The organism is Dysgonomonas gadei ATCC BAA-286 (genome assembly GCF_000213555.1).
GTDB classification, from domain to species: domain Bacteria; phylum Bacteroidota; class Bacteroidia; order Bacteroidales; family Dysgonomonadaceae; genus Dysgonomonas; species Dysgonomonas gadei.
In genome coordinates, this window is the sequence record NZ_GL891986.1 from 65,123 (window position 1) to 90,389 (window position 25,267).

The following is a 25,267-nucleotide window of genomic DNA, read 5'->3' on the forward strand; positions in this document are numbered from 1 at the left end:
CCGCATCGGTCTTTCGCAGTTTCTCTCTACTCATTGTCGGTACATCAGCCGGATTAACCACAATATTGTTAATCCCTAATTCCGTAAGTTTGTGGTGTGTCCAGAACCCACTGAATCCAGCTTCATATACTGAATAATAAGTCGCTCCCGGATAATTGGTCACCAAAAATCTATGTAAAGCTTCCGGCTGTGGATCTTGACTAAACTTCTTCAGAACCGAACTCTCTGAGAGTATCGCCACCGCCCAACTTTTCAAATGAACATCTATACCCACATAGATATTTTGTCCTTTGAAGTCTAATCCTTTACTTTGTCTCATAAGCTATATCATTTAGGTTAAATTGATTAAGTCGAAATTATCCGAAATTAACCATAAAACGGATAGCTTATGCTTCACTCCTCACTCAGATTTCAAACATAGGGATTTTGTATTTCAAGCCGCTGGCTATGCCATAATCTGTACCCAGATAATTATCCTGTATTTTTGTATCAAAATTATAAGGATAGTCGTCGTACCATTTAGTATAACGGGCTACATCATGGCTTGCCACCAGATTCACATGCCCATCCTTTACCTCAGCCAGCATTTCGCCGAGTACGGTAAACAAGGCATCATTCGTCATATTCTCACTGATACGTGCAGCGTATCGGGTATGAACTTCGTTCCAGTCCACATCCTTATAACTGAAAAAGCAATAATGCTCATCCATTATTTTCCACAAAGCCTCAAAGTTCCCTTGTCTGGTATTCTCGAATTTATCTTCATCAAAACATGATGAAAAGCTGAAAACGAATGCAAGAGATATAATAAGTATATATTTCATACTTTAATTTTGTTTTTAATGGATGTATGTAAACTCGCATGACAAAATTATCATGCACTTGGATAAATTGTGGTTGACTCCGCCAATTTTGCAATTCATGCTTGTTTTCATCCAGTATTTTTTTTAAGCCCTCAAGGTAATAATAATTCTTTAAACTCCTGAAATGAATAACGGTAGTAGTTCAAATCAACATCGCCATCTACCCCGGGTAATTCCCCTTTATGCGAGAACTGCCATATACGCCAGTTCTTCACATCATCGGACGGCTCATTATGCAGGTCACACATCCAGATCAGGTTATCAGGGAAATTATCTTTGATATATAATTTATAGCAATCTTTGTTGGTATAAATGACCGGATGAATTCCGAAATGCTCATACAATTCCTTTTCCAGCACTTTCAATTCGCTCACAACAACTTCAATATAGTCTTTATCCTTACTGTAAGGATTGGCCGGTGAATGTTCCACATCGATAGCCGGAAGCATATCTCCGGTGTTAAACCTCGCTATTTTCAGAAAGTGCTGTGCCTGTTCCTTCCCAGACAAGCCGAATGTATAGAAATGGTAAGAACCCACCTTTATATTTGTTTCCCTTGCCAAATCATAATTGTAGGGATAATTCCTGTCTTCGTGGGAAGTGCCTTCTGTTGCTTTAAGGTAAGCGAAAGTAATATTTTGTTCCAGAACGCTCTCCCAGTTAAGAATCGGGTTGTGGTGGGATACATCTACCCCCTTTACAAAATACTTACTGGAATCGAAAGATTCGGATTCTCCAAAATAATCCTTTATAATGAAGAATGCGGCGACACACAGGCACGCAGCTATCACAAATGGCAGAATAAGCCTTTTCGGTTCAAATTTCGCCGTTTTCTTCCTGCCTGTTTTTTTCCGGGTTCGCTTTCTTATTACTCTCTTAGCCATTGGCTTACCCTTAATCGAAAACAACAGTTTCGGTAAAAAGCTTACCGGCTTTATCTTTTGCCGACAGAATCAACTCTTCTTCTTTTATGCCCCAATTTATATTTATTGTCGGGTCGTTCCACAAAAGCGAGGCTTCATATCCCGGGGCATACATGTTATCGACTTTATAAGAAAAAATGGCTTCGGGGCTAAGCACAAGAAATCCATGGGCAAAACCTCTGGGTACGAATAATTGCTTTTTATTATCTTCGGTAAGTTCTACCGCTAAAGATTTGCCGAAGGTGGGTGAGGATTTACGTAAATCCACCACTACATCGAGGACACTCCCCTTCAGCACTCTGACTAACTTAGCCTGCGCATACTTACCCGTCTGATAATGCAATCCACGCAACACGCCACGGGTCGACTTCGATTCATTATCCTGAATAAACTCAACTCTGCCGATATGCTCTTCAAATGCATCTTTCCGGTACGATTCCATAAAATAGCCCCTTTCGTCGGTAAATACACGGGGCTCTATTATCCAGACTCCTTTTATGTTCTGCTCTGTAAATTTCATACGATAAAAAAACTTTAGTCTAGTAAGCTAAGTATATATTGTCCATATGCTGTTTTATCAAGGCGTTTGCCTAAAACCCGCAACTGCTCATTATCAATCCACTTGTTACGCCATGCAATTTCTTCTATGCATGATATATAAAAGCCTTGCCTGTTCTGTATTGTCTCAACATAGTTCCCGGCTTCGAGCAAGCTATCGCAATTTCCGGTATCGAGCCAAGCAAAGCCACGTCCGAATAGTTGCACCTTCAAGGTCCCTTCGTTCAGATAACACTTGTTGAGATCGGTGATTTCAAATTCTCCTCTGGCCGATGGCTCCAATGCTTTTGCCTTTGCCGAGACGGTCTTGTCATAAAAATAAAGTCCGGGCACAGCGTAATTGGACTTAGGATTTTCAGGTTTTTCCTCCAATGACATCACCTTGCCATCTTCGTCAAACTCAACAACCCCGTATGCCCGGGGATCTTTCACATAATAGCCGAAAATGCATGCACCTTTTTCTATTGTCGCAGCTTCTTTCAGCATTTTGGAAAAGCCTTGCCCGTAAAACATATTATCTCCGAGAATGAGACACCCGGCATCTCCTTCGAGAAATTTTTCGCCCAGTACAAAGGCTTGAGCCAAACCGTTAGGAACTTCCTGTATTACATATTCAAACTTCATCCCAAACTCTTCGCCCGTACCCAGCAACACCTCAAACATCGGTAAATCGCGCGGCGTGGAAATAACCAATACTTCGCGGATACCGGCCAGCATCAGTGTGGATAAAGGATAGTAAATCATTGGCTTATCATATACCGGCATTATCTGCTTCGATATTGCTTTGGATAAAGGGTAAAGTCGTGTGGCACTCCCGCCTGCGAGGATAATTCCTTTCATTTCTGCTCTGTTTATTTATTCAGTTGCAAATATAAGATAATAATTTAGGAGTAATGAATTATGAAACATGTGTTTTTCATCGCTTCGCTCCGTTTATATATGTTGCCTGCTTGCAACTTACAGCCCAAGTTATCCTTTTATGTTTTTTTGTTAAAAATAAGACATATATAACCCTGTCAAATTTCGCTATTTATAAAAAAAAGTATTCCTTTGTGTTGTTTTTTAGAATAATGAGTAACGGATAGGATTCAATGATGTATCATCGAATCACGATTTATGCTTGTTGTTCCACTTAATAGAGTAGTAAATAAGTCTGAGACTATAACAGATAGAATTAATGAAATACAGATTCATCACATTTTCAGCAATCTCCATCCTCGCCGGAGTTTCTTTTATTCAAGCGCAAAACGTTCCTGATAAGAATCAGCAGCAACGCTATTTCGATATAAATAAAAATATAGAAATATTCAATTCCATAGTACGGGAAGTAGACATGTTCTATGTAGACACTCTGGACCTGAATAAAACTATCCGCAGCGGAATTGACAATATGCTCAACACCCTCGATCCGTATACGACTTATTTCAACAAGGACGACATGAAGGAGTTCAGCACCCAGATTTCGGGCGAATATGCGGGCATAGGTTCCAGCATTGCTTTCAAGGACGGGAAAGTTGCCATAACAGAACCTTTTGAAGGAAAACCGGCCGACAAAGCAGGCTTAAAAGCAGGTGACTACATACTCGAAATAGACGGTAAAGACATGACTACCTGTGATCAGGTAGAAGGAGAAGCTTTTGGCCGTACACTGAGTAACTTTGTAAGCTCTAACCTGAAAGGCCAGCCGGGCACATCGATACAAATAAAAGTAGAGCGTCCCGGCGAGAAAAAGCCGATTACAGTAAAGGTGGTACGTGAAAAAATCACTATCGATCCTATACCGTATTATGGCCAGATAACTCCATCGACAGGATATATTAATTTCAGCCCTACTTTTACCGATAAAAGTGCGATGGATGTGAAAAAGGCATTCCTCGATCTGAAAAAGCAAGGAGTAACATCGTTAATTTTCGACCTTCGCCAGAATGGAGGCGGAATACTTGAAGAAGCCGTACAGATTGTAAACCTTTTTGTACCAAAGGGAAAAGTCGTTCTGTCGACCAAAGGAAAACTGAAACAACTGGACAGGACATACCGTACCACACTCGAACCTATCGATACTGAAATACCGATTGTCGTACTTATAGACAGAGGCTCGGCTTCTGCGGCAGAGATCGTTGCCGGATCGTTACAGGATATGGATAGAGCTGTACTTATAGGGGAACGTACTTTTGGTAAAGGATTGGTACAGTCGACAAGGGAAATTCCTTACGGAGGCGGTGTAAAGGTTACCAATTCCAAGTATTATATCCCGAGCGGAAGATGTATACAAGCCATAGATTACACCCATCGCAACGCCGATGGTAGTGTAGGACGCATTCCCGATAGCCTGACAACTGTATTCAAAACCGAAATCGGCCGTCCGGTAAGAGATGGTGGTGGTGTTTCGCCGGATATTGCATTCGAGGAAGAGAAAACTCCTACCATCACATACTATCTTGCCAATCAGTTCATCGTTTTCGACTGGGTTACAGACTGGGCTGCAAAACACAAATCAATTGCTTCTCCCGAAACATTCTCTATTTCGGACGAAGACTATGAAAGCTTCAAAGCATTTGTTAAGTCAAAAGATTTCCAGTATGACCGTATGAGTGAAAAATCGATGGCTTCGCTCAAAGAAGTAATGGAGTTTGAAGGATATATGAAATATGCGGATGCAGAATTCAAGGCCTTGGAGGCAATGCTTGTACCGAACCTAGACCGTGACCTGGAAACATTTAAAGATGATATCACACGCCAGATAAACACTGAAATCATCAGGCGCTATCATTATCAGAAAGGAGAATACCTCTATACTCTGAAAAATGATAAAGAGCTGGCTAAAGCCGTGGAAGTATTAAATGATCTCGAATTATACAAAAAGACATTGTCTGCCCCGGTTGAAGAAAGCGAAGTAGCTATGAATTAATATAAAACAAACAATAAAGCATCCGTCCGACAACGGGTGCTTTGTTGTTTTAAGACCGTTGTAAAATTAGGCTTAATCTACTTAAAATTACATTCTTATTTAATATTTTTAAAGACAGTATCAACGAGTTCAACTAAAAAGATTATCTTTGCAGTCCTGTTAGGGCTGAAATCGCCAATGCGATAGAAAAACCAAGGGCGCAGACCTATTTATTGTCCACCCGAGTATAACAATAATTGATAGTTATAGCTTTAAACACGACACTAAATACTTATTTTAAATTATAAGGCCTACAAACTGATTTCAGCACATTATCAAATTAAGAATAATAACCCAATACAAAAAATGGAATATAATACTCAACTGAAAAAACTAGCTCTTCCCGAGTATGGAAGGAATATACAGAATATGGTCGACTACTGCCTTACAGTACCTGACCGGAATGAACGCAAACGCTGTGCCAATACTATTATCAATATAATGGGAAATATGTTCCCTCACCTGCGCGATGTGAATGATTTTAAACACATCTTGTGGGATCACCTTGCTATCATGGCCGATTTCAAACTGGATATCGACTACCCTTATGAAATAGTAAAGAAGGAAGACCTTTATTCCAAGCCCGGCAAAATTGAATACAGCCGCCCCGATATGGAGTATCGCCACTATGGTAAAACTCTTGAAAAAATGGTGAAACTGGCTACCGAATTAGAAGACCCGAAAGAAAAAGAGCAATTCATATTGCTTGTTGCCACTCACATGAAAAAATCATATATACAGTGGAATAAGGAAGTGGATGATATGAAAATATTTATCGACCTCTATGATTTGTCGAATCATAAAATAGACATACGCAGTTCCAACATAAAACTTCCCGAAATGAAAGACCTCGGACAGAGGAACAATAATAACAATAATAGCGGAGGAAAGAAAAACCAACAGCAAAAGAAGAAATAAGGCTAACTCTTCATTTTTATATTAAGGCATTATAAAATATGATAAAAGAAAATGAAGTTTTCAAAATAGGGAAATTTATCAAACCTCACGGAATAAAAGGGGAGATGAATTTTTCTTTCGAGAATGATGTATTCGACCGGGTAGACTGTCCGTATCTTATTTGCCGTATAGACAACATCCTTGTTCCTTTCTTTATTGAAGAGTATCGGTTTAAGGGCAAAGAAACAGCTCTCATAAAATTTGAAGATATAGACAATGAGGAAAAAGCCAGACGAATGTCCGGCCTGGAAGTGTATTTTCCACGCAAATATTATGAAGAAGAGAGCAATGACGATATTGAATACTCATGGAATTTCTTTATAGGCTTTTCAGTTATAGATAAAACAGCCGGCAAGCTGGGTATAATTGAAGATATAGACGATAAAACTATAAACACTCTCTTTCTGATAAAAGATGGAGAGGACGAACTTATAATTCCTGCCACAGAAGATTTTATAGAAAAAGTAGATGCCAGGAAAAAGATGTTGTACCTTGCTCTTCCCGAAGGGTTGATTTAAGCGCCGATACCACATTGATGTATTATTCTGATCTTTGAATCCATTTTTCCATCCATTTTCACTACAAACGAACATTTTACTTTAAAATAAAATTATAACTTTGCTTTTTAGGTAAGGTCATCGGCCTGTTTATTACTTTTATATCTGCAATAACAATAGCCGGTTAAAATTAACGAATGTTGCATTAAATACTTTCTTTTACTTATATTTCGATGAAAGAACGCATAGTTGTAAAAATAGGTAGCCAAATACTGAGCCGTAAAGACGGGATGCTGGACCTCACCCGTATGTCGGCATTGGTAGATCAGATAGCCGAATTGCATAAAAACAATATAGAGGTTATTCTGGTTTCATCGGGCGCCGTAGCATCCGGAAAATCTGAAATCAAGGCAAAAGCAAAGTTAGACACTATTTCGGCACGTCAGTTATACTCTTCTATCGGTCAGGTGAAGTTAATCAACCGTTATTATGATTTGTTTCAGCAGCAGGGTATTATCTGCGGACAGATACTCGTTACCAAGGAAGACTTTGCCACACGCCGCCATTACCTCAATCAGAGGAATTGTATGTCCGTAATGCTCGACAATAAGGTCATCCCTATTGTAAACGAAAATGATGCCATTTCGGTTAATGAACTCATGTTTACAGACAATGATGAATTATCGGGGCTTGTAGCAGCCATGATGGGAGCAAAAAAGCTAATAATACTCAGCAACATAGACGGGATTTATAGTGACAATCCGAGTAAACCTGAAGCATACATATTCCGGGAAATAGACATAAAGAAAGACGACATCGAAAACTGTATCCAGTCATCCAAATCGGCAACAGGACGCGGAGGGATGACCACAAAATACAATGTGGCCCGCAGAGCAGCCGAAGAAGGGATCGAGGTCATTATTGCCAATGGACGCAGGGATAATATACTGGTAGACCTTATAAAAGGAAAGGACGTTGTATCTACCCGTTTCAAACCATCGGGTAAAGGAACAAACAGTATAAAAAAATGGATAGCTCACTCCGACGGTTTTACCAAAGGGGAGATACACATCAACAAATGTGCGGCAGAAGTTCTTCTGAGCGATAAGGCTGTGAGCCTGCTGCCTGTGGGTGTAACAAAAATTTCCGGCAATTTTGAAGCTGACGACATTGTACGTATTATCGACGAAAAAGGAAAACAGGTCGGCATCGGCCGCACCTCGTACAGCAGTGAAAAAGCTAAAGAAACGATAGGAAAAAATAATAAAAAAGCAATTGTGCATTACGACTATTTATATATTGAAAAATAAAAATGGACGATTATCACCAGAATACGTTCCAGTTGGTTATGGAAGCAGGTAAAAGCCTGAATTTGCTGGAAGAAAAGGAAATAAACGCAATATTGGAAGCTATTGCCAAAGAAACCGAGTCGAAAATGTATTACATCCTTGCCGAAAACCAGAAGGATTTACAACGGATGGATACAAGTAATCCTAAATACGACCGCTTGTTATTAAATGAACAGCGGATAATGGATATTGTGAAAGATATCCGCAATGTAGCCTCCCTACCCTCCCCCGTTGGGAAAACACTCATGCAAAAAACGTTACAGAATGGACTGAGTCTATCCAAAATAACCGTTCCGTTCGGAGTTATCGGTATTATATACGAAGCCCGTCCAAATGTGAGTTTCGATGTATTTTCCCTATGCCTGAAATCGGGTAATGCCTGTATACTGAAAGGTGGCTCGGACGCACGTTTTTCGAACGAAGCCATTATAGATATCATTCGCAATGTATTGGATGAAAACGGGGTAAATCCAAATGTATGTACACTATTGCCTAACGACCGGGGAGCAACAGAGGAACTGCTTAATGCCCGTGACTATGTAGACCTTATCATTCCGCGCGGAGGACAGGAGCTGATTAATTATGTACGCGAAAACTCCCGTATTCCGGTCATAGAAACAGGCGCAGGTGTATGTCACACCTATTTTCATAAAGAAGGAGATGTAAAGAAAGGTAAGGATATTGTTACCAATGCTAAAACTCGCAAAGTAAGTGTCTGTAATTCGCTGGACTGCCTGATAATAGACAAAGACCGTTTAGACGATTTGCATTATCTTTGCGAAGATCTGGAAAAAAAGGATGTTATAATATATGCCGATAAACACGCTTATGAGGCTTTGTTTCAATACTACTCCTACGATTTACTGAAGAAAGCAAATGAAGACAGTTTCGGCACGGAATTTCTTGATTATAAGATGGCTATCAAAACAGTCTCGGGTATAGATGAAGCCATTCGGCATATAACTGCTTATAGTTCAAAACATAGTGAAGCCATCATAAGCGAAGACCGTGAAGCGATCAAACTATTCGAGAAAATGGTCGATGCAGCCTGCGTTTATTCTAATGCATCCACCGCATTTACCGATGGTGCGCAGTTCGGGCTTGGAGCAGAAATAGGCATCAGCACCCAAAAAATGCATGCACGAGGTCCCATGGCTTTGGATGAATTATGCACCTACAAGTGGATAATAGAAGGCAATGGGCAAATCAGATAATGAAGAAAAAAAAGAAAAAGACAGCAGGAAAAATAACTGTCGAAGATTATATAAAAGCGATTAAAAAGGCCGACAGGGATGAGGAACTCTCCCTGTCGGCAGGATGGAAATGCATTACATCAGTACATAAAAATAAGAAACTATATAATCGCAAAACACAAAGAAAGAACTTTACAGAAGAATAATGGAACGCAACGTCTTTCTCGACTATTTCAAAATAATCCTTTCTATATTGGTTATCTGCATACATATGCTGCCACTATTCGGAAACGGGGAATTTACAGGCTGGATAATTTCCCATGGATTGGCGCGAATTGCAGTCCCTATATTTTTCATTATTTGCGGATATTATATAGGGCCTAAACTTAATGACCCGAAAAAGATTAGGAAGTATCTGATACATCTGATTATTGTTTATGTCACTTGGATGGTGATATATCTCCCTTTTTATTATGGCGCCTTTTATAATATAAAAAATACCATACGTATTGTAGTTATAGGGTACCACCATCTGTGGTATATACCGGCACTGATTAGCGGAATCGTATTTTTTTTCATCATCAACAAATATGTTAAGAACCATATCTGCATACTAGTTATCGCCCTGTCCTTATTTCTGTTTGGATTTTATTGCAGTCTGGATTATGCAAGAGTCTATTATTACCGGAACGGGATTATTATGGGCTTTCCTTTTATAGCTCTCGGATATTATCTGCAAAAATATAACTATGCGGAAAAAGTGAAAAACAGCTATTTATTGATTGGTATCTTTATTGGTTTAGTTCTACTTGTTGGGGAGTCTTATTTTCAGTATATAAATTCCGGAGGTTTCAATCCATATCAGGATTTCAGACTCGCGTTGTTGATTATCTGCCCTGCCATATTCCTATATATCCAAAAACACGCGGTAATATCATCTGGAAAAGAGTTTGTGGCTATTTTATTTTCCGGTATCTATTTTATACATCCACTGGCTATGAATATCATAGGAATGCCATAGACTTATATGATATATAAATTACCTCTGGTAGTCATACTTTCTATAGCATTATCTTACATTGTTTATTTGATAAACAAACGGGTAAAAATATTCTTTTAACCATGGAACGTAATCTAAGACTCGATTATTTCAGAATTATACTCAGCCTGTTGGTTATCACGGTACACACACAGTCTCTTTTTAGCAATGATTCATTAACCGGATGGCTCATTTCTAACGGGATAGCGCGGATAGCTGTACCATGTTTTTTCGTTATTAGCGGATATTATCTCCATTCTAAAATAGATAACAATAAGGCCATAAAAAAATATTTATTACATATTTTCATTGTCTACGTCGTATGGTTGATCATTTATCTGCCCACCTATTATAATACGGTAGAAGCGCATTCACTGGTTACATTTGCCATTATGGGATATTATCACCTGTGGTTTCTGCCTGCACTCCTCTTGGGCATACTGATGCTGTTGGCATTAAAGAAGTTTATAAAGAATAATAACCTACTACTGCTTTCCGGCATTATTCTCTTCATTACCGGATATATACTGGAGAATTGCGGATTGCCTTACAGAGCATTCTGTAATGGTATTTTCTTTGGTTTCCCATTTATCGTACTAGGATATTATATTCAAAAGAAGGGATATGTAAATATAAGGCCTTTATATCTATATATGATTCTATTTATAAGTCTTATCACATTATTAATAGAATCATACCAAGGATATAAAACGAATATTTACCATAATTTATTTCTGTCTCTATACATCCTTTGCCCCGTATTAATTATCTGCATACAGAAAGGAGTAAATCACTCTGTTGAAAAATACGATATATCAAAACTGGCCGGAGGAATTTATTTTGTCCACATCCTCGTTGCAGGGCAAATAATCCCGATAGCGGAAACAAATAATATTTACAGGTTGCCGTTCATTATGATAGTCTCCGTACTATTAGCTATCTTTATAGTCTTAATCAATAAACGCATTAAAATACTTTTGTAATGAGAACATATACCAATGTCAAAGACCTCGGCGATCTTAATGCCGCAGTAAAAGAAGCTCTTGAAGTAAAGAAAAACCGCTTCGGGTATAAAAGCCTCGGTGAGAACAAAACGCTGCTGATGGTATTTTTCAATTCCAGCCTGCGCACCCGCCTGAGTACACAGAAAGCCGGGATGAACCTGGGTATGAACACAATGGTACTCGACATCAATCAGGGAGCTTGGAAACTGGAAACCGAACCTGGAGTAATAATGGACGGCGACAAATCGGAACATATACTAGAAGCCATCCCTGTGATGGGCAGTTATTGCGACATTATCGGAGTACGCGCGTTTGCTCAATTCGAAAATAAGGAAGACGATTACCAGGAAAAGATACTCAATCAGTTTATTAAGTATTCGGGACGTCCCGTATTTAGCATGGAGGCTGCAACAGGACATCCTTTACAGGCTTTTGCCGATCTCATCACAATAGAAGAATATAAGAAAACTGCTCGCCCAAAAGTTGTCCTTACATGGGCACCACATCCGAAAGCCCTGCCACAGGCAGTACCAAATTCATTTGCTGACTTTATGAACGAGGCTGATGTAGATTTTGTTATCACACACCCGCAAGGTTATGACCTCGATCCTAAATTTGTACGCGGAGCAAAAGTAGAGTATGATCAGGATAAAGCACTCGCAGAGGCGGACTTTGTTTATGCAAAAAACTGGGCTGCATACAATGATCCTAATTATGGCAAAATATTAAGCAAAGATATGTCGTGGACTGTAACAACTCAAAAGATGGCGCTGACAAATAACGCTTACTTTATGCATTGTCTGCCTGTACGCCGCAATATGATTGTAAGCGACGATGTGATAGAAAGTCCACAATCGATTGTTATACAGGAAGCAGCCAATCGTGAGATATCAGCTCAAACAGTTATAAAGAGAATGCTGGAAAATCTTTAAAATACAATCCGTTTATAACCAAGAGCAGCGCATTCCGAAAGAGATGCGCTGCTTCTTTATTTTGTTACTATGCCTTATTAGAATCTATATCCCAATGTCAGCAGCCCTTGAAAATTATTTGTCTTGAATGTAGTTTTATCTGCTCCTGTAAAGGCATACAAATCATCTTTCTGCGATTTCATTACAAATGCGATATCTGTATAGAAATGACGTGAAAATCTGTATCCCATACCATAAGTGAAATAGTTTGTAGTTCCATCCAATACATACTGAGTAGCTGCACGGCTATCGGTAACAACTTCATGGTCGCCCGGGAAATCTATTACTTCATTTTTGAATGGGCTTTGCATCCATGAATAACCTACACGAGCCGAAAACTGGTCTGTAATACGATATTCAGCCCCAACGCGAACAGTAGATGCATTTCTGAAATCATTCTTTATATAAGCGTTAGGATCGCCTGTACCTGTAGCAAGAGCATTACCCCGGTCATCGAACAATTTCATATTATTGGCATAGTTAGTCAATTCATAATCGGCGCTGATAATTGCTTTACCGCCGATAACGCCTGCAAGGCTCAATGTCCACTTGTCAGGAGTGCGCATCTTATAATCATATATGGCATCTTCACTCCGATCTGAATTGGGATCACTGAAGCTAGCTATATAGGAACTTGTTCCATCGGCAAAATCGGAAGACAGATCCGCAGCGAAATAATCGGTCATATTATACCATGTAGGAGAATGGTATGAAACTCCAATTCGTAATTCTTGTACAGGCTTTACAATTACACCGGCAGTAACCTGCCACCCTGTACCATCTGTTCTCATCCAGTTTTGTAATTCCTGACCACCCCAAAATGAACCGCTATTCTGATAGTCTTCAATATAACTAGAATACATACGATAATTTATATCGGTAAGGGACAATGTTGCCCCAACACTAACAATATCCGAAAAAGTTGTTCCTATATTAAAATCATATGTACTGACAGAACCTTTTTCTTCTACAAATAAGTCACTATAAGCCGCATACTCGGGGGAAGCCGGGACATATTGCCCTGAACCCACAGGAGTTTTCTCATCTATAATATGTCCATTAAAAGCTAGTACGCTCAGCCAATCCTGATTGCGCCAGATATCTCTCCAGTCATTCCCTCCATCACCTAATGCAATAGCCGAGGCAGGACGTCCATTATTTGTTGCTCTATCAGCCATATAAGCCGACAAATCATACGACAGGTTATTGCCAATCGCATTATATTTCCTGTCAAAATTTTTCAATCTGTTGTACGAAAACCCGATATTGATACTACGAACCACATCATTATCAAATATAGGGAATACACTCACAAACGCCAGATTATCAAAGTTCACTTTAAATTTACTTTCATCAACTTTTCCGGCATTCATTTCTGTCTGAACCTTCGAATTCTGAAAATTAAGTGTAGTAACTATTTCGGATGTTTGATAAACTCCTATACCTGCCGGATTTATGGATACGCCGGATATATCACCTCCCAAAGCGCCAAAAGCTCCCCCCATAGAAACGGAACGGGCAGTACCGGTAAGATCGTTCTTTGAATATCTGTATGCATCCATTTCATTTTGGGCCTGGGCAGCCCCAAACGTCAATGCAGCTGTTAACAGTAGTAATGATACATGTTTCATAATGTAATTTTTAATATTTCTATATCTTTTCAAAAAAGCTGCCTCAAAAATTAATATTGAAACAGCTTTTATTTAGTTGTCCTTATTTTGCCTTTTTATCTGCGTCCGCCTCCGCTTCTTCCGCTACTGCTTCCTCCACCTCCGGAAGAACGGCTACTGGATGATGAGCCTGAGCTATATGAACCTCTGGAAGAAGAACTGCTGGATGAACCACTGCTATAACTTGGTCGTGAGCTCGAACTGCTACTTGATGACCCGCTATAGCTAGGGCGTGAACTAGAACTTGAGCTTGATGAACCACTATAGCTAGGACGTGAACTTGAACTACTGGATGATCCGCTGTAACTAGGACGTGAACTGCTTGATGAGCCACTACCATAACTAGGACGTGAACTTGAACTGCTACCAGCTGAAGTGTTGTAACTTGGACGAGTTGTTGGTCTTGTAGTAACACTACCGGATGAACCGCGACCTGTACTTGAACCGCTGCTATTATAACTTGGACGGGTAGTAGGACGAGTTGTTACTCCGCCAGAAGAACCTCTGTCTGTTGATGTACCATAACTCGGACGAGTTGATGGTCTTGTGCCTACACTACCTGATGAAGAACCACGACCTGTAGACGTACCGTAACTAGGACGGGTAGATGGTCTCGTTCCTACACTTCCGGTAGATGAGCCTCTGCCACCATAACTAGGACGGGAACTACCTACACTTGATTCACGGCCGCTGTATCCGTACGAACCGCGACCCGAATTATAGCCATAACCTGACCGACCGGATCCGTAACTAGCCCGAGGGCGTCCGGAATAGTTGTAACGTGAACTACTACCGTAGTATCCGTGATGATGATGTCCTCCATACCAGCCTCCGGCATACCAACCGCCACCGTACCAGCCTCCCCAGCCATAGCCATACCAAGGTCTGCTCCAACCCCAGCCCCAGCTGCTGCCGTAATACCAAGGGTCGTAATATCCGCCCCAGTAACCGCTATAATACCATGGATCGTAAAACGGATAATAGCTACCGTAATATCCACCCCAGCCCCAGCCAAGATTTACGTTAAAGTTCCAGCCACGATTGCGATAATAATTGCTGTACAAGTCATTGGTAACATACACATTTATCTCGTTGTCACTGGATATCTTAACACTGTTTTCTGGCTCATGGAATTTCACTATACGATCTGTATACTGATAATCCTGATATTCATCGGTATAGGCTACCGAATCTTCAGGGTATTGTTCATTCTGGTATACAGACACATCTCCTCCCCTACGGTTATAGGCATCCACATCTACGTTTACGTTACCTTCTGTCTCCAGAGTAACGTCTCCGTTGTCACGAACTACCAACACCTGAGTTGGTTTCTGTTGTTGTTTCTGAGAAACTGTATTTTTGACTTTTACCTCTTTCTTCTTATTATCTTTTGATTTAGAAGTAGCATAAATGTCATCCCAGTCATCTTGCGCAAAAGCGATAAACGGCAATACAGACATCAGAAACATCAGTACTAAATTTTTTACTTTCATAATCTGCTCTCCTATTGTTTATTGTTTATAATCTACAATGCTTTGTGTTTATTGACAGCGTTTTAGTTATCTTTATAAATCTTAGACTGACTAACCTGTAAAAGGTTTAATACAAACATTGATAAAATATTAATAGAGAATAAACAAATATACGATATTTATCTTTTCGATTCAATATTTTATATATGAAAGATGCAACGAAAGACCTTTTTGCTGCTCTATATTATGTTAAAAAAAATATAAAAAACGAGTGTACTCATAGCCCATAAATCGAATAAAACATAAGAATTGCAATTTTTTCAGTTTAATTACGCTCTTGTCCATGTTAAAATGGGTCTGAACAACGCTGTTTTTCCTATTTTTATTTAGATTTGTAATGCCCATATAATTAAATAGTAACCGAAGATTAACACGATTCATTCATCGATAATGGATGGCATATTAGAAATAGCAATCCGGATTGCAGTAAATGCACATTACGGACAAACAGATAAAGGTGGTAAGCCATACATATTCCATCCCTTGAGAGTGATGAATAGTGTAAATACAATAGAAGCAAAAATTGTAGCCGTTCTGCACGATATTTTGGAAGATACTGATATTACTGTTGATGATCTGATGGCTGAAGCTATTCCCGAAGAATTAATAAATCAACTTCTTATACTGGCTCATTCTCCCGATATTGAATATAATACATACATAGAGCATATAGCCAAATTTCCAATAGCCACAACTGTTAAGCTTGCCGACTTGAAGGATAATATGGATACGTCAAGATTACCTGAAATCACAGACAAGGATATACAAAGGCTAAAGAAATATCAAGCAAGTTATTCATTTTTGACAAAGAAACTTAACGACAATAAATATTAGTCCAATGAACGACAACAAACTGATACAACACGAATTGCAACTCAATAATTTTCTGGCTGAGACTTTCCGCAGGCACAATATTGAATGCAATATAGAGAAAGACCTGATTATATTTCCTCATCAGTACATGACTGCATGGGCACACATATTCAATCGCTCATCTTCGTCTATGGCTGTGATTTTACAATTAGATATACATCTCGAAATAGGTCTGGGTAAAACCATTATCGAATCGTGCGCAGGAATGGGAGTGGACGAAAATACTGCAATAAAAGACGCATGGAAAAACTTCCTTACAAATTCTTTTCACACCTTACTTTCCGCATTTTTCACTAAAGAATTTGACCATCAGGTCAATAATCAGCAATGGGTAGTTGACGGACGCACCTATAATGTTACCATAAGCAATGTAACCACCAGAGGAAGTCATCCTGATCCGCTTCCTTTACGTTGGCTCGAACAGCTTGAAGAGACTATAAAAGTCCAACCCTTGACAGAAGGTACTCATTGGGTAAGATTCTACTATGCACAATCGGAAAGCGAATTGATCTCAGGTGAAATACTTCTAGATAACGAAGTTTGGACCGGTATAGAGAAATTCGTCCGCACATTTGATTTCCCCACCTACAAAGACTTCTTCTCGATGCGGGTCTTCATGGTACTGAAAGATCATTTCGACATAAGCCGCATGGCTGCTACTATGGCCTGGATGGTAGGTGAAGATGACGATGCAATAGAACAACAACTGATGGCAGAAGGCCTGTCTCTATCCGATGCCGAGAAAGCAAATACATTTATCCCTTTAGCTTTCGGGCGTGTATTTCTGAAAGGAATTACAACGGCCAAATTTTCAGATGAAGCCATTGTTACAGACGAAACTGAAAAGGAAGCGACTATAAAGCTTAGCGACGAACCCATCTATACATCCGCATATCAGTTGGCTGAGAAAATAATAAAGGAGGGATGCGTGAATCAAGAGCACTTTCAAAACTTATTCATACAAAGTGCGGAATTCAATGCTTACAACAATGCGCTGAAAGACGGTGCTAAAGCCGAAGATATGAACAATGCCAGATTTGGAGAACCGGTAATATACATGCCACACTATCAGCCTGCCGAAAAAAAGGAAGAAACTACAGAAAATATTATTCCTGAAAAGACCGGTAAAGAAAAGAAAAAGCCATCATGGAAATTCTGGAAAAAATAATTTTTCTCCAAGTGGACTAAAAAATAAATTTTCATATTCTGCTTTCATCATCACAACAGTTATGTTTCACTTCCTATCCCAGAACCTCAAACCGGGCAAACTTCAGCAACAATTGCTTCACTCCCGAGTTTTCAAATTCTACGGTAGCTTTCCGGCTATCAGGATCACCTGTTACAGCAGTCACCTTACCTATACCGAAACGCTCGTGTTTTATTATCGCCCCTACTTGTACTTCTCCTGAATTCACTCCTGCGGAAGCTTTCGGCGTAGCGTTGCGCGCATTCACAAAATTGGAACGGGGAGATGCGGATGGAAGACTGGCTTCCTGCCGCTGAGCAGTTGGTTGCCGCTGAGTTAGCGGGCGTTCCGGGTATGTTCTACGGGGTGTATTGGTGTAATCATACAAATCGTTTGTATACGTTTCGGGTCGATTGAGCACTCCGAATCCGCCACCACCGAGCACTCCACCGTTTACATTCAGATAGCAAGTATCTATATCACGAAGGAAACGGCTTGGATTGGAAGCATTTATCTGCCCATTCCGGAAACGGCTTTTAGCATATGTAATCATACAGTATTCCTTTGCGCGGGTAATAGCGACATAGAACAAGCGACGCTCTTCTTCTAAGCCTCGGAATTCATTCTTTGCCATTGACGACGGAAAGAGGTCTTCTTCCATACCTACAACAAATACATTTTTGAATTCCAATCCTTTAGATGCATGAACGGTCATCATTGTCACTTTTTCCTGATCGGCCTCTTTATCTGTATCCTGATCACTAAGTAGCGACACTTCGGATAAGAAATCCATCAATCCTATCCCCCCCAGACCTTCTTCTTTGCGGCTTTCGCAAAATTCATGGATACCGCCTAACAGTTCCTGTAAATTTTCCTGACGACTCATGCCTTCGGGCGTCTGATCCTGATAAGCTTCAGTAGCAATACCGCTTTGTTTTACAATCCGGGATGCCAGTTCATAAGCTGATAATTCGCGTAATTGCGCAATAAAACTTTCGATAAGTTCCCGGAACTCACTTAACTTTTTAGCTGTACCTGTGTTCACATTCAGATTATATCCTAACGAGTCACCAATTACCTCCCACAAGCTCACATTATGCAAACGGGCTGCATCTGCAATTTTATTTAATGTCGTATTCCCGATTCCCCGCGCAGGAAAATTAATGATACGCCGGAAAGCTTCTTCGTCGAAGGGATTCACCACCATCCGGAAATACGCGATAACATCTTTGATTTCCTTACGCTGGTAGAACGACAAACCGCCATAGATACGGTACGGGATATTTTTTTTCCGCAAAGCCTCTTCGAAGATACGCGACTGGGCATTGGTACGGTACAGAATTACAAAATCACTATATGCCGCTTTCTTATCGCGGCGGATGTCCCATATCTTATTCGATACAATGACCCCTTCTTCAAAATCGGAGAAAGCACTGGATATTTCGATACGTTCTCCTTCGTCGTTCTCTGAATATATTGTTTTCTTTATCTGTTCACGGTTTTGCTGAATAAGGCTGTTAGCCGCATTAACAATATTTTGTGTGGAACGGTAATTCTGCTCCAGCTTAAACAACTTCGATTCGGAGTAAACTTCCTTAAATTTAAGTATATTATCTATATTCGCTCCCCGAAACGAGTAGATACTCTGTGCATCGTCACCCACTACACATACGCGGTGGTGCGCATCGGCAAGCTGCTTTACAACAAGGTATTGTGCAAAGTTCGTATCCTGATATTCGTCTACGAGGATAAACTGATAACGTTCCTGATAACTTTTCAACACATCGGGATGGTCACGAAACAGGACATTGGTGTAGAACAACAAATCATCGAAATCCATTGTATTGGAAGCTTTTAGCCTATTGTTGTAATCCCTGTAAATATCTTTCAATACAGGCATCTTTGACCGTTGGTCATACTCCAGCAGTTCTTTGTTCTGAGCATACATCTGGGGTGAAATCAGCGCATTCTTAGCATTTGATATTGTAGCTTGTACTCTGGCCGGCTTATAGACTTTATCATCCAGTTGATACTGTTTGATAATGGTCTTTATCATATTCCGGGAGTCGGCCGAGTCGAAAATGGTAAAATTGGAGGTAAATCCTATTTTTTCGGCTTCGGTACGCAAAATACGGGAAAACACCGAGTGAAAAGTCCCCATCCATAAATAGCGGGCATACTTCCATCCGATTATCTCCGCAATACGCTCTTTCATTTCACGCGCCGCCTTATTAGTAAATGTAAGTGCAAGTATGCTGTGAGGCATATAGCCTTGTTGGAGAAGGTATGCTATTTTATAAGTAAGTACCCGTGTCTTGCCCGAACCGGCCCCTGCAATAATCAGGGAAGGCCCGCTTATGTATTCAACAGCTTCACGCTGCTGTTTATTTAGATGATCCAGCAAATTGTCCATAAAAATCAGTGATAGGGTAACAAAGATAAGTCTTTTTTAGGAATGTGAGGTTATAACTTCGGGCAAACAAAAAAGCCGGAAGAAAGAGTTTCGTCCGGCTTTATTTATTTGATGTATGTGATAATCAAATATCGAGAAATTCAACTTCTCCCGACTCGATATGATAAATGGCTCCAACAATTTGTACATCACCATCTTCATGCATTTCTTTGAGGAATGGTTCTGATTTTCTCAGTTGCTTTACTCCGTGTATCACATTAGCTATGATGGCCCGGTTGTAAACATCGCCTTCGGTCTTGAAAACTTCATCTTCCTCTTCTTCGCTATCCAGTTTTTTGATAATGGACTCGATATGCCCAAGTTTCCCGGTATGATGGGCATCGTGGTTTTCATGGCTGTGTTTTATATCCATGAATGCTTTTACAGCCCCGCAGCTTGTATGTCCCATCACTACAATCAGCTTTGTACCGAGATGTTCGGCTGCATATTCGATGCTACCTTCTTCATAATCGGCCATTACATTCCCGGCTGTTCGGATAGAGAATATATCTCCCAACCCTTGATCAAAAACAATTTCGGGTGTCACACGCGAATCAGAGCAACTAACTACGATCGCGAAAGGCTTCTGTCCCGTTTTGAGTTCGTCTATTCTGCTTAAATCCTGATGAGTGTGCAATAACTGACCTGAGCAAAAGCGTTTATTCCCGTCTTTGAGCGCATTCAAAGATTCCTCCGGCTTTTGATCTTGTGCATAAGAAATAGCTGCAGATAAGCTAAGAATAGCCATCAGCAGAAAGTGCTTAGATAAGTAGCTTGTTTTCATTATAGTTGTTATTAAAAAAAAATCGGACAAAAGTAGAGAAAGAATCAGTTTCAGGTTCTTTCTTGAATATATTTTATAGTACAATAATGTTAAATAATGCAAAGGGAATATTACTGTAAATAATAATATGATTTCCTATTTATGTTAAACAAAATTTCAATTAACTTTATCAGCAACAAATTAACGATTTATCATGAAATACAATTTTTGTGGAAACAGCGGGTTACAATTACCCGAAATTTCATTAGGCTTGTGGCATAACTTCGGGGATGTGGATAGCTTCGAAATGGCTACATCCATGATTTTACACGCTTTCGAGAGTGGCATTACACATTTCGACTTGGCTAATAACTACGGACCACCTCCGGGTAGTGCCGAAACTAACTTTGGCAAGATACTGGCTAAAGAATTGAAAGGTCATCGCGACGAACTCATTATTTCATCCAAGGCAGGTCATCTTATGTGGGACGGGCCTTACGGAGATGGTGGTTCCCGCAAATACATCATGGCCAGTATAGACCAAAGCCTGAAACGTACAGGTCTGGAATATTTCGATATATTCTATTCGCACCGCTATGATCCTCAAACCCCTGTGGAAGAGACCATGCAGGCTCTGGTGGATATTGTACGTCAGGGGAAGGCATTATATGTAGGCATATCAAAGTATCCTCCCGAAAAACTGATTCAGGCATACAATATTCTGAAATCGCAACATGTGCCCTGCCTTATCTATCAGGACAAATACAGCATGCTCGTGCGCGAACCTGAAATTGAACATATGGACATCAACGAGAAATACGGGGTGGGCTTCATTGCTTTCTCTCCACTGGCTCAGGGCGTACTCACGAATAAATACCTGAACGGCATTCCTGAAGATTCTCGTGCTCACAAAAGTCATGGCTTCCTGCAAGAGAGTGAAATTACACCTGAGGTGATAAAGAAAGTGAAGGCGCTGAACGACCTTGCCGGTCAACGTGGTCAAACACTTGCCGAAATGGCTCTGGCATGGCTGCTGCACAACAAGCATGTAACATCTGTCATAATAGGTACAAGTTCATTGAATCAGCTGAAAGACAATCTGAAAGCAAAGGATAATTCACATTTCACAGGTGAAGAACTGGCTCTGATAGAAATGATTCTGGCATAAAAAATAAGCATCCCAACCACAGGGATGCTTATCCACTTTCAATCCTTATAACTTAAAAACTACAATAAGGTCTCGGACCTATTTACTATTCTATTAAGAATCAATACAATTATCAGTTATATTTACATCGTCAGCACGATGTTATTTTCATCTGCCATGCGGCGTATATTGAGTATAGCATAACGCATACGTCCCAGGGCTGTATTGATACTGACGCCTGTATGGTCTGCTATTTCCTTAAAACTCAAATCCTGATAATAGCGCATTTCCAATACTTCGCGCTGGCTATCGGGCAGGTACGAGATTAGCTTACGGATATCCGATGTAATCTGCATACGGATTATCTCGTCCTCTATCGTACCATCACACAGCAACGGATTGTTCAACAAATCGACCGGGGCCTCGTCATTAGAAATTGTATTCTCATTCTTTTCCTGACGAAAATGGTCTATAATAAGATTGTGGGCGATGCGGGATATCCAGGCACGAAATTTTCCTGTCTCGGTATAGCGGCCTTGTTTAATCGTTACAATAGCCTTGATAAAAGTTTCCTGAAAGATATCTTCTGCCAGTTCCCTGTTGCGCACAGTGAAATAGATATAGTTGAAGACACTGATTTTGTGTCGTGACAGTAGGATATCAAATGCCTGATTGTTACCATTAGAATAATCGGTGACCAATTGTTCGTCGGTCATGGTTATTAATGTATCCATTATCTCTTATATTTTAAAGTTATAAAAAGAGTAATGTTTATTCTATAGGCAAAAAGTTTTTAGAGGTTTTTTTTAATAATCTTGCGTTAATGATGCAAATAAAAGACAAATTTATGGAATTGACAATATCTAAAAGATTATTTAACAGTGTAATGCGATTTTGCTTAATTTTATATATAAACCTATTGATTTACTAAAAGATATAAAATCGTTTAAAGCAATAGAGCTTCCGGGTTTTCGGAAGCTCTATGCTATATATAATAATATATGCTTATTCTTGTTCTGTATCGATAACTTTCCATACTACAGCCGAAATTGCAGCACCTAAGAACGGAGCAACAATAAATAGCCATAGTTGCGATAAAGCTTCTCCTCCCTGAAAAATAGCAGGACCGATACTACGTGCCGGATTAACTGATGTACCAGTAATAGGGATACATACGATATGCACCAAAACCAAAGCCAAACCGATAGCAACACCGGCAAACTGATTGTTGGCACCTTTAGATGTAACACCCAAAACAACCAATACGAAGATAAAGGTAAAGACTGTTTCAGCTACAAATGCAGGTAGCAAATCGGTATAGCCGTTAGCTCCGGTAAAAGTGGTTGTTGAACCGGAATCCTTTGCCAGTACATATAATATTGCTGAACCGATAATAGCGCCTATTACCTGAAAGATCATATACAAGCCCGCATCTTTAGCCGATATTTTTTTAGATAACAACAGGCCCAGAGTGATTGCCGGATTGATATGACAACCCGAAATTTTACCGATGGTATAAACCATAGCCAATACTGCCAATCCGAATGCAAATGCTACACCAAGTGTACCGACCGAAGCAAACGGTTGTCCGGCTCCTGCAAATACTGCAGCACCACAACCCATAAGCACCAGAACCATAGTTCCGATCATTTCTGCTAAATACTTTTTCATTGAATTTCTATTTTAATTAAACATTTGTGCTACTTGTGTAATTTTGTGTTAACTATATAGGATATGGCGAAGTTAAATATAAAATCGGATAAAAGATAAAAAGGCCAACACTTTTTTAGTTCTTCCATTTCCATTATTGCTATCATTCCCTATATTTGTAACACTCAATTAATAAACATTAAATCTAACACATATGAAGAAGTTATTGTTTTCATCTTTGGCCTTTTTTATCTGTATATATGTATCCGGGCAGGACTATAATGTCCCAAAGAACTATAAACTTGAAAACAAGGAGTCTTATAAGACTTATGAGCCTCAGATAAAAGAGACGATAGACTGGCTCCTGCAAACACCTTTGGGTAAAGATGCAAACAAACGGCAGGAAGCAAATGCGTTTCTTATGGCATGGCTCACCGGAACACCGGATGTACATTTAAAAATAGATGCCGACTTTATGATGAATTTCATCAAAATCAATCCTGAGTTGGTAATGCCTTTCACTGCCGGATGGACTAAATATTCGCTGGATAATGACTATTCGGAAGATGTGGTGCAAGGAACAAAGGCGGGAGTAGAAACAGTTATCACCTTTTACAGAAAGAACAGGGGTTATCTCAAAAAAGATGGTAATATAGAGAAATATGAGAAATTGATGGAAAAAGGGAAACTCGAAACCGAAATAAATAAAAAACTAAATAAGAAATAATTATACAAAAAAAGGAAATCATGAAAAAAATTGTATTCGCCGTATTATTCGGGTTACTATGCATCGTTAGTTGCAGCAAAAAAGCAGAAACGGCACAGGATGACACCATCATTATAAAAACAGGCTTGGAGGCCGAAGAAAGAACCGGCGACGAACTAAAGATAGCTGCTATCATAACTGTTAAGCCTGAGGCTATAAAAGATATACTTCCTATATTCCAGGCTGTAGTACAAGGCAGTCAGGAAGAGGACGGTTGTATTTCCTACAACGTACACCAGGACACCAGCGACTCTACACGGTTTATTATTCTCGAAGAATGGGAATCACAGGCAGCAATCGACTTTCACGGTAATACCGACCACTTCAAAACATACCAGAAAGCATCGAAAGATATGGTTGTAAAGAAAGAAGTAATAAAAATGAAACTCGTATATTAGAATATACATCCTATCAAAAAAGGTAAAAGTCCCTGCATTATTTGTCCGGGACTTTTATCTTTAAAGAATGATGTTTTTATATACGAGCAATCTGTAAAACACAAATAAAATACATACTTTTGTAACCTCAAATAATATAAAACGATAAGGTTATGATGGAACTGAAAATTGTTGCCGTTATTGTAGTAAAAGCTGCATATCAGGAAGAGTTGGAAAAGGTATTCCATACCGTAGTAGATGAAACCCGTAAAGAAACAGGAAATGTATCTTACGATTTGCATCAGGATTGCCAAAACCCATTGAAATACACAATCCTCGAAGTATGGAAATCGCAGGCAGCCATCGACGAACACAACGCAAGTGCGCATTTTAAAGCATTTGTAACTGCAATAGAAGGTAAAGTGGATAGCCTGACTGTGGACGTAATAAAGAAAATATATTAAAATACTATTTCAAAATCTCATGAGTTCAAAATCTCAAGATAACGTTAGTATCTTGAAACCTGAAATCTTGAAACCTGAAATCAAAT

General features: G+C 39.6%; 25 protein-coding genes and 1 pseudogene. 15 read left to right on the forward strand and 11 right to left on the reverse strand.

Annotation, left to right across the window (positions count from 1 at the left end; genetic code table 11):
• From HMPREF9455_RS14130 to rfbA, 5 genes and pseudogenes are all read right to left on the reverse strand, one after another.
• Nucleotides 1–319, reverse strand: a pseudogene (locus HMPREF9455_RS14130) (IS110 family RNA-guided transposase); the annotation flags it as partial.
• Between the two features lie 85 nt (nt 320–404).
• Entirely contained in the window at nt 405–824 is a 420-nt protein-coding gene (locus tag HMPREF9455_RS14135; RefSeq protein ID WP_006800397.1) for a S41 family peptidase, read from the reverse strand.
• A 131-nt stretch (nt 825–955) separates the two neighbouring features.
• Entirely contained in the window at nt 956–1,747 is a 792-nt protein-coding gene (locus tag HMPREF9455_RS14140; protein WP_006800398.1) for a glycoside hydrolase family 25 protein, read from the reverse strand.
• Nucleotides 1,748–1,757: 10 nt separating this feature from the next.
• A complete protein-coding gene (rfbC, locus tag HMPREF9455_RS14145) occupies nt 1,758–2,306 on the reverse strand; it encodes a dTDP-4-dehydrorhamnose 3,5-epimerase (RefSeq protein WP_006800399.1) in 549 nt (182 codons plus the stop codon).
• Nucleotides 2,307–2,320: 14 nt separating this feature from the next.
• A complete protein-coding gene (gene rfbA, locus HMPREF9455_RS14150) occupies nt 2,321–3,184 on the reverse strand; it encodes a glucose-1-phosphate thymidylyltransferase RfbA (RefSeq protein WP_006800400.1) in 864 nt (287 codons plus the stop codon).
• Nucleotides 3,185–3,521: 337 nt separating this feature from the next.
• Between rfbA and HMPREF9455_RS14155 the strand changes: the two genes are divergently transcribed.
• The 9 genes from HMPREF9455_RS14155 (at nt 3,522) to HMPREF9455_RS14195 (ending at nt 12,262) form a co-directional block, all read left to right on the forward strand.
• Nucleotides 3,522–5,252 (forward strand): S41 family peptidase, encoded by a 1,731-nt coding sequence (locus tag HMPREF9455_RS14155; RefSeq protein WP_006800402.1) that lies wholly within the window; start codon nt 3,522–3,524, stop codon nt 5,250–5,252.
• A gap of 345 nt (nt 5,253–5,597) precedes the next feature.
• Nucleotides 5,598–6,209: a DUF4290 domain-containing protein gene (locus HMPREF9455_RS14160; RefSeq protein ID WP_006800403.1), complete on the forward strand. Its 612-nt coding sequence runs from the start codon at nt 5,598–5,600 to the stop codon at nt 6,207–6,209.
• Nucleotides 6,210–6,247: 38 nt separating this feature from the next.
• The gene (gene rimM / locus HMPREF9455_RS14165) at nt 6,248–6,766 is read left to right on the forward strand and encodes a ribosome maturation factor RimM (protein WP_006800404.1); all 519 of its coding nucleotides are present in this window, start codon (nt 6,248–6,250) and stop codon (nt 6,764–6,766) included.
• A gap of 212 nt (nt 6,767–6,978) precedes the next feature.
• Entirely contained in the window at nt 6,979–8,055 is a 1,077-nt protein-coding gene (gene proB, locus HMPREF9455_RS14170; RefSeq protein WP_006800405.1) for a glutamate 5-kinase, read from the forward strand.
• 2 nt (nt 8,056–8,057) lie between these two features.
• Nucleotides 8,058–9,308 carry a glutamate-5-semialdehyde dehydrogenase gene (locus HMPREF9455_RS14175; protein WP_006800406.1) on the forward strand — a complete coding sequence of 417 codons (1,251 nt, stop codon included), beginning with the start codon at nt 8,058–8,060 and terminating at the stop codon, nt 9,306–9,308.
• On the forward strand, nt 9,308–9,493 hold the full coding sequence (locus tag HMPREF9455_RS14180; RefSeq protein ID WP_006800407.1) for a hypothetical protein: 186 nt from the start codon (nt 9,308–9,310) through the stop codon (nt 9,491–9,493). The genes HMPREF9455_RS14175 and HMPREF9455_RS14180 overlap by 1 nt, the downstream gene beginning before the upstream one ends.
• Nucleotides 9,493–10,308: an acyltransferase family protein gene (locus HMPREF9455_RS14185; protein WP_006800408.1), complete on the forward strand. Its 816-nt coding sequence runs from the start codon at nt 9,493–9,495 to the stop codon at nt 10,306–10,308. Before HMPREF9455_RS14180 ends, HMPREF9455_RS14185 begins: the two co-directional genes overlap by 1 nt.
• A 101-nt stretch (nt 10,309–10,409) precedes the next feature.
• Nucleotides 10,410–11,309 (forward strand): acyltransferase family protein, encoded by a 900-nt coding sequence (locus tag HMPREF9455_RS14190; protein ID WP_006800409.1) that lies wholly within the window; start codon nt 10,410–10,412, stop codon nt 11,307–11,309.
• Complete coding sequence (locus tag HMPREF9455_RS14195; protein WP_006800410.1) at nt 11,309–12,262, forward strand: N-acetylornithine carbamoyltransferase; 954 nt, start codon at nt 11,309–11,311, stop codon at nt 12,260–12,262. Before HMPREF9455_RS14190 ends, HMPREF9455_RS14195 begins: the two co-directional genes overlap by 1 nt.
• A 77-nt stretch (nt 12,263–12,339) precedes the next feature.
• On the opposite strand, the gene HMPREF9455_RS14200 is transcribed toward HMPREF9455_RS14195, so the two are convergent.
• Both HMPREF9455_RS14200 and HMPREF9455_RS21105 read right to left on the reverse strand, forming a co-directional pair.
• On the reverse strand, nt 12,340–13,932 hold the full coding sequence (locus tag HMPREF9455_RS14200; protein ID WP_006800411.1) for an OmpP1/FadL family transporter: 1,593 nt from the start codon (nt 13,930–13,932) through the stop codon (nt 12,340–12,342).
• 95 nt (nt 13,933–14,027) lie between these two features.
• Nucleotides 14,028–15,464 carry a hypothetical protein gene (locus HMPREF9455_RS21105; RefSeq protein ID WP_006800412.1) on the reverse strand — a complete coding sequence of 479 codons (1,437 nt, stop codon included), beginning with the start codon at nt 15,462–15,464 and terminating at the stop codon, nt 14,028–14,030.
• Nucleotides 15,465–15,893: 429 nt separating this feature from the next.
• Between HMPREF9455_RS21105 and HMPREF9455_RS14215 the strand changes: the two genes are divergently transcribed.
• Nucleotides 15,894–16,337: a hypothetical protein gene (locus HMPREF9455_RS14215; protein ID WP_006800413.1), complete on the forward strand. Its 444-nt coding sequence runs from the start codon at nt 15,894–15,896 to the stop codon at nt 16,335–16,337.
• 4 nt (nt 16,338–16,341) lie between these two features.
• Nucleotides 16,342–17,544 (forward strand): DUF6348 family protein, encoded by a 1,203-nt coding sequence (locus HMPREF9455_RS14220; protein ID WP_006800414.1) that lies wholly within the window; start codon nt 16,342–16,344, stop codon nt 17,542–17,544.
• A 73-nt stretch (nt 17,545–17,617) separates the two neighbouring features.
• On the opposite strand, the gene HMPREF9455_RS14225 is transcribed toward HMPREF9455_RS14220, so the two are convergent.
• Both HMPREF9455_RS14225 and HMPREF9455_RS14230 read right to left on the reverse strand, forming a co-directional pair.
• A complete protein-coding gene (locus HMPREF9455_RS14225; RefSeq protein ID WP_006800415.1) occupies nt 17,618–19,975 on the reverse strand; it encodes an ATP-dependent helicase in 2,358 nt (785 codons plus the stop codon).
• A gap of 124 nt (nt 19,976–20,099) precedes the next feature.
• Nucleotides 20,100–20,798 carry a carbonic anhydrase gene (locus HMPREF9455_RS14230; RefSeq protein WP_006800416.1) on the reverse strand — a complete coding sequence of 233 codons (699 nt, stop codon included), beginning with the start codon at nt 20,796–20,798 and terminating at the stop codon, nt 20,100–20,102.
• Nucleotides 20,799–20,991: 193 nt separating this feature from the next.
• Here HMPREF9455_RS14230 and HMPREF9455_RS14235 point away from each other — a divergent pair, with 193 nt between their 5' ends.
• Nucleotides 20,992–21,945 carry an aldo/keto reductase gene (locus tag HMPREF9455_RS14235; RefSeq protein WP_006800417.1) on the forward strand — a complete coding sequence of 318 codons (954 nt, stop codon included), beginning with the start codon at nt 20,992–20,994 and terminating at the stop codon, nt 21,943–21,945.
• Nucleotides 21,946–22,067: 122 nt separating this feature from the next.
• Here HMPREF9455_RS14235 and HMPREF9455_RS14240 read toward each other — a convergent pair whose 3' ends face one another.
• Both HMPREF9455_RS14240 and HMPREF9455_RS14245 read right to left on the reverse strand, forming a co-directional pair.
• Complete coding sequence (locus HMPREF9455_RS14240; RefSeq protein WP_006800418.1) at nt 22,068–22,658, reverse strand: sigma-70 family RNA polymerase sigma factor; 591 nt, start codon at nt 22,656–22,658, stop codon at nt 22,068–22,070.
• A gap of 271 nt (nt 22,659–22,929) precedes the next feature.
• Entirely contained in the window at nt 22,930–23,595 is a 666-nt protein-coding gene (locus HMPREF9455_RS14245) for an MIP family channel protein (protein WP_006800419.1), read from the reverse strand.
• A gap of 193 nt (nt 23,596–23,788) precedes the next feature.
• Between HMPREF9455_RS14245 and HMPREF9455_RS14250 the strand changes: the two genes are divergently transcribed.
• The 3 genes from HMPREF9455_RS14250 (at nt 23,789) to HMPREF9455_RS14260 (ending at nt 25,181) form a co-directional block, all read left to right on the forward strand.
• Complete coding sequence (locus tag HMPREF9455_RS14250; RefSeq protein WP_006800420.1) at nt 23,789–24,301, forward strand: hypothetical protein; 513 nt, start codon at nt 23,789–23,791, stop codon at nt 24,299–24,301.
• Nucleotides 24,302–24,321: 20 nt separating this feature from the next.
• Nucleotides 24,322–24,738 carry a putative quinol monooxygenase gene (locus HMPREF9455_RS14255; protein WP_006800421.1) on the forward strand — a complete coding sequence of 139 codons (417 nt, stop codon included), beginning with the start codon at nt 24,322–24,324 and terminating at the stop codon, nt 24,736–24,738.
• Nucleotides 24,739–24,890: 152 nt separating this feature from the next.
• The gene (locus HMPREF9455_RS14260; protein ID WP_006800422.1) at nt 24,891–25,181 is read left to right on the forward strand and encodes a putative quinol monooxygenase; all 291 of its coding nucleotides are present in this window, start codon (nt 24,891–24,893) and stop codon (nt 25,179–25,181) included.
• Nucleotides 25,182–25,267: the final 86 nt, after the last annotated feature.

Coding starts and splice junctions, on each gene's coding strand:
- HMPREF9455_RS14135 (WP_006800397.1), bottom strand. CDS start 824: ATGAAATATATACTTATTATATCTCTTGCATTCGTTTTCAGCTTTTCA.
- HMPREF9455_RS14140 (WP_006800398.1), bottom strand. CDS start 1,747: ATGGCTAAGAGAGTAATAAGAAAGCGAACCCGGAAAAAAACAGGCAGG.
- rfbC (WP_006800399.1), bottom strand. CDS start 2,306: ATGAAATTTACAGAGCAGAACATAAAAGGAGTCTGGATAATAGAGCCC.
- rfbA (WP_006800400.1), bottom strand. CDS start 3,184: ATGAAAGGAATTATCCTCGCAGGCGGGAGTGCCACACGACTTTACCCT.
- HMPREF9455_RS14155 (WP_006800402.1), top strand. CDS start 3,522: ATGAAATACAGATTCATCACATTTTCAGCAATCTCCATCCTCGCCGGA.
- HMPREF9455_RS14160 (WP_006800403.1), top strand. CDS start 5,598: ATGGAATATAATACTCAACTGAAAAAACTAGCTCTTCCCGAGTATGGA.
- rimM (WP_006800404.1), top strand. CDS start 6,248: ATGATAAAAGAAAATGAAGTTTTCAAAATAGGGAAATTTATCAAACCT.
- proB (WP_006800405.1), top strand. CDS start 6,979: ATGAAAGAACGCATAGTTGTAAAAATAGGTAGCCAAATACTGAGCCGT.
- HMPREF9455_RS14175 (WP_006800406.1), top strand. CDS start 8,058: ATGGACGATTATCACCAGAATACGTTCCAGTTGGTTATGGAAGCAGGT.
- HMPREF9455_RS14180 (WP_006800407.1), top strand. CDS start 9,308: ATGAAGAAAAAAAAGAAAAAGACAGCAGGAAAAATAACTGTCGAAGAT.
- HMPREF9455_RS14185 (WP_006800408.1), top strand. CDS start 9,493: ATGGAACGCAACGTCTTTCTCGACTATTTCAAAATAATCCTTTCTATA.
- HMPREF9455_RS14190 (WP_006800409.1), top strand. CDS start 10,410: ATGGAACGTAATCTAAGACTCGATTATTTCAGAATTATACTCAGCCTG.
- HMPREF9455_RS14195 (WP_006800410.1), top strand. CDS start 11,309: ATGAGAACATATACCAATGTCAAAGACCTCGGCGATCTTAATGCCGCA.
- HMPREF9455_RS14200 (WP_006800411.1), bottom strand. CDS start 13,932: ATGAAACATGTATCATTACTACTGTTAACAGCTGCATTGACGTTTGGG.
- HMPREF9455_RS21105 (WP_006800412.1), bottom strand. CDS start 15,464: ATGAAAGTAAAAAATTTAGTACTGATGTTTCTGATGTCTGTATTGCCG.
- HMPREF9455_RS14215 (WP_006800413.1), top strand. CDS start 15,894: ATGGATGGCATATTAGAAATAGCAATCCGGATTGCAGTAAATGCACAT.
- HMPREF9455_RS14220 (WP_006800414.1), top strand. CDS start 16,342: ATGAACGACAACAAACTGATACAACACGAATTGCAACTCAATAATTTT.
- HMPREF9455_RS14225 (WP_006800415.1), bottom strand. CDS start 19,975: ATGGACAATTTGCTGGATCATCTAAATAAACAGCAGCGTGAAGCTGTT.
- HMPREF9455_RS14230 (WP_006800416.1), bottom strand. CDS start 20,798: ATGAAAACAAGCTACTTATCTAAGCACTTTCTGCTGATGGCTATTCTT.
- HMPREF9455_RS14235 (WP_006800417.1), top strand. CDS start 20,992: ATGAAATACAATTTTTGTGGAAACAGCGGGTTACAATTACCCGAAATT.
- HMPREF9455_RS14240 (WP_006800418.1), bottom strand. CDS start 22,658: ATGGATACATTAATAACCATGACCGACGAACAATTGGTCACCGATTAT.
- HMPREF9455_RS14245 (WP_006800419.1), bottom strand. CDS start 23,595: ATGAAAAAGTATTTAGCAGAAATGATCGGAACTATGGTTCTGGTGCTT.
- HMPREF9455_RS14250 (WP_006800420.1), top strand. CDS start 23,789: ATGAAGAAGTTATTGTTTTCATCTTTGGCCTTTTTTATCTGTATATAT.
- HMPREF9455_RS14255 (WP_006800421.1), top strand. CDS start 24,322: ATGAAAAAAATTGTATTCGCCGTATTATTCGGGTTACTATGCATCGTT.
- HMPREF9455_RS14260 (WP_006800422.1), top strand. CDS start 24,891: ATGATGGAACTGAAAATTGTTGCCGTTATTGTAGTAAAAGCTGCATAT.